Below are 3,625 nucleotides of genomic sequence, written 5' to 3'. Positions count from 1 at the left end.
AGATTGACGCCGGCGGGCAGGGTGCTGCCCTGCAGCTGGCCATTGTTGATGGTGACCACAAACTCGCTCAGTGCCGGCAGGGGCTGGCTGATCTCGCCGTTGACAACCGCGTTCAGGTGGCCATCGGCCAGGGCCTGCAACGAGGTGTACTTCCAGCGTTCGGTCTTGCGTTCCGGGAAGCTGGCAGCCTCCAGGTTGGTCAGCGCATCGCCATCACTACCGTGGCGGCGGGCGTTGGCCAGGGCCTGGGCTTTCAGGTCAATGGCGAGGTCGCTTGCAGAGAGTGTCATGCGGACTCCTCTTCTCCTGTGAGCCAGCCGTAGCCTTTCTTCTCCAGCTCCAGGGCCAGTTCCTTGCCACCGGATTTGATGATCTGGCCGTTGGACAGCACGTGCACAAAGTCCGGCACGATGTAGTCCAGCAGACGCTGATAGTGGGTGACCAGCACGATGCCGCGCTCCGGGCTGCGCAGGGAGTTAACGCCCTTGGCCACGGTCTGCAGGGCGTCGATGTCCAGGCCGGAGTCGGTTTCGTCGAGCAGCGCCAGTTTCGGCTCCATCAGCAGCATCTGCATGATTTCGTTGCGCTTTTTCTCACCACCGGAGAAACCTTCGTTGACACCACGCTTGAGGAAGCTGGCGTCCAGGTTCACCTGTTTGCAAGCCGCACGGGCCTGGCGGAGCAGGGTGACCGAGTCCCACTCTTCCTTGCCCTGGGCACCGCGCACGGATTCCAGTGCGGCCTTGAGAAATTCCATGTTGGAGACGCCGGGGATTTCCACCGGGTACTGGAAGGCCAGGAACAGGCCTGCCTGGGCGCGCTCTTCCGGCTCCAGGTCTGCCAGACTCTTGCCCTCAAACAAGGCTTCGCCGCCAGTGATGGCGTAGTTGTCACGACCAGCGAGCACATTGGCCAGAGTGGATTTGCCGGAGCCATTGGGGCCCATGATGGCGTGCACCTCGCCCGGGTTCACGGTCAGGTTGAGGCCCTTGAGAATCGGCTTGTCCGCCACGGTGGCGTGCAGATCACGAATTTCCAGCATGTTTTGATGCGCCTTTCGGTTGGGCTGGGTTCCAGCCCCGGTTAATCAGGGTGTTGTAGGAGCCATGCGTGCATGGCGAAGGGGTTGCGATGGTTCGCCATGCGAGCATGGCTCCTACAGTGTCATTGTCAGGGAAGGGGCTTAGCCCACGGCCCCTTCCAGGCTCACTTCCAGCAACTTGCCCGCTTCCACGGCGAACTCCATGGGCAGTTCCTTGAACACCTCTTTACAGAAGCCGTTCACGATCATGGAGACAGCCTTCTCCGGGTCGATGCCGCGCTGCCGGCACAGGAACAGCTGGTCGTCACTCACCTTGGAGGTGGTGGCCTCGTGCTCGATGGTGGCCGAGGGGTTTTTCGACTCGATGTACGGGAAGGTGTGCGCGCCGCAGGTGTCGCCCAGCAACAGGGAGTCGCACTGGGTGAAGTTGCGGGCGTTTTCCGCCCGTGGGCTGATCCGTACCAGGCCGCGGTAGCTGTTGCTGCTGCGCCCGGCGGAGATGCCCTTGGAAATAATGGTGCTCTTGGTGTTCTTGCCCAGGTGGATCATCTTGGTGCCGGTGTCCGCCTGCTGCATGTGGCGGGTCAGGGCCACGGAGTAGAATTCACCGATGCTGTTGTCACCACGCAAGATCACGGACGGATACTTCCAGGTAATGGCGGAGCCGGTCTCTACCTGGGTCCAGCTGATCTTGCTGTTGTCGTGGGCCACGCCGCGCTTGGTGACGAAGTTGTAGATGCCGCCCTTGCCGTTTTCGTCGCCCGGGTACCAGTTCTGCACCGTGGAGTACTTGATCTCCGCGCCAGGCAGGGCCACCAGTTCAACCACGGCCGCGTGCAGCTGGTTTTCGTCCCGCTGGGGCGCGGTGCAGCCTTCCAGGTAGCTTACATAGCTGCCTTCGTCGGCGATGATCAGGGTGCGCTCGAACTGGCCGGTGTTGGCCTCGTTGATACGGAAGTAGGTGGACAGCTCCATGGGGCAGCGAACGCCCTTGGGGATATAGACGAAGGAACCATCGGAAAACACCGCGCTGTTAAGGGCGGCATAGAAGTTATCGCCCTGGGGTACTACGGAGCCCAGGTATTTCTGGATCAGTTCCGGATGATTCTGGATCGCCTCGGAAATGGAGCAGAAGATCACCCCGGCTTCCCACAGCTTCTCTTTGAAGGTGGTAAACACGGAGGAAGAGTCGAACACCACATCCACGGCGACGCCGGCAAGCATTTCCTGCTCGTGCAGGGGAATGCCCAGTTTTTCATAGGTGGCCAGCAATTCCGGGTCCACCTCGTCCAGACTCTTCGGGGCGTCATCCAGGCTTTTCGGCTTGGAATAGTAGGACACCTTGTTGAAGTCGATGGGGTCGTGGTGCAGGTGGGCCCAGCCCGGGGAGGGCATTTCCTGCCACTTGCGGTAGCTGTCCAGGCGCCATTCGAGCATCCATTCCGGCTCTTCTTTCTTGGCGGACAGGAAACGGATGACTTCCTCGCTCAGCCCCGGGGGCAGGGTTTCGGTGTCCACCGTGGTGGTGAAACCGGCCTCGTAGTTGGAGCGAATCAGTTTGTCCAGTTCAGCTTGGCTCATAGGTCAGGGCCTGATGTTGAATACCAGAGTAATTTAGTCAGGTATTATACGCCATTCGTGAGCGCTGTCGACCATCGGCCGTACAGAGGAGGGCTTTCGGCCGGCTCCCGGTGGCGGCAGGGCGGCAGGCCCGTGGCGGGGGCGGCAACGGTATCATAATTCACCCTGCTTGCGTATAATCCGCCGGTTCCAAAGGGGTGGCAGTGGCCTTTGCGTCCGCAAGGCGCCGGATTGCCCCTTCTCTGCCTGGGGGAGCTTGTTTTGGGTTCCCGGGGACCATTTAACGTAAATTCTGGAGTGAACTGACTGATGGCTGTTGAGCGCACCCTCTCTATCATCAAGCCTGATGCCGTGGCCAAGAACGTAATTGGCGACATCGTATCCCGTTTCGAGAAGGCTGACCTGAAAGTGGTTGCCATGAAAATGGTACACCTGAGCGACGAACAGGCCGGCGGTTTCTACGCTGAGCACAAGGAACGCCCCTTCTTCAAGGATCTGGTGTCCTTCATGACCAGCGGTCCGGTGATCGTGCAGGTTCTGGAAGGCGAAGATGCCGTGACCAAGAACCGTGACCTGATGGGCGCTACCAACCCGAAGGATGCGGAAGCTGGAACCATTCGTGCCGATTTCGCTCAGACCATCGACGAGAACGCGGTACACGGCTCTGACTCCACCGAGTCTGCTGCCCGTGAAGTGGCTTACTTCTTCGCTGACGAAGAACTCTGCCCGCGCACCCGCTAATATAGCGGGTGAGCACCTCCAGCCACGGCCTCTGGCCGTGGTTGGCGTTTAAAGGAAACCCGGTTTCCTACTGGAGAATGCTATGACAACCCAACAGAAGGTCAATCTGCTCGGTCTTTCCCGTCCGCAAATGGAAGAATTCTTCCTGGAAATGGGGGAGAAGAAGTTCCGTGCCCAGCAGATACTCAAGTGGATTCACCATCATCAGGCGGATTCCTTCGAGCAAATGACCGATGTGGGCAAGGCATTGCGCCAGAAACT

At 59.7% G+C, this 3,625-nt stretch carries 3 protein-coding genes and 2 pseudogenes; 2 read left to right on the top strand and 3 right to left on the bottom strand.

Translation table 11 applies throughout. From position 1 onward, the window contains the following. The 3 genes and pseudogenes from HUJ17_RS07525 to sufB form a co-directional block, all read right to left on the bottom strand. A pseudogene (locus HUJ17_RS07525) lies at positions 1 to 290 on the bottom strand (Fe-S cluster assembly protein SufD); the annotation flags it as partial. Next, a complete protein-coding gene (sufC, locus tag HUJ17_RS07520; protein ID WP_290510116.1) occupies positions 287 to 1,042 on the bottom strand; it encodes a Fe-S cluster assembly ATPase SufC in 756 nt (251 codons plus the stop codon). The pseudogene HUJ17_RS07525 and the gene sufC, both read right to left, overlap by 4 nt. Positions 1,043 to 1,183: 141 nt before the next feature. Then, positions 1,184 to 2,623, bottom strand: coding sequence for a Fe-S cluster assembly protein SufB (gene sufB, locus HUJ17_RS07515; protein ID WP_290510115.1), 1,440 nt, complete (start codon positions 2,621 to 2,623; stop codon positions 1,184 to 1,186). A 309-nt stretch (positions 2,624 to 2,932) separates the two neighbouring features. On the opposite strand from sufB, the gene ndk reads away from it, so the two are divergent. Further along, positions 2,933 to 3,364, top strand: coding sequence for a nucleoside-diphosphate kinase (ndk, locus tag HUJ17_RS07510; protein WP_062817390.1), 432 nt, complete (start codon positions 2,933 to 2,935; stop codon positions 3,362 to 3,364). 82 nt (positions 3,365 to 3,446) lie between these two features. Continuing rightward, a pseudogene (locus HUJ17_RS07505) lies at positions 3,447 to 3,625 on the top strand (23S rRNA (adenine(2503)-C(2))-methyltransferase RlmN); the annotation flags it as partial.

The sequence above is a fragment of the Alcanivorax sp. genome (assembly GCF_014762765.1).
Lineage (GTDB): Bacteria > Pseudomonadota > Gammaproteobacteria > Pseudomonadales > Alcanivoracaceae > Alcanivorax.
Note: the sequence above shows the minus strand (reverse complement) of the source record. Positions and strands in the feature narration are given on the sequence as shown.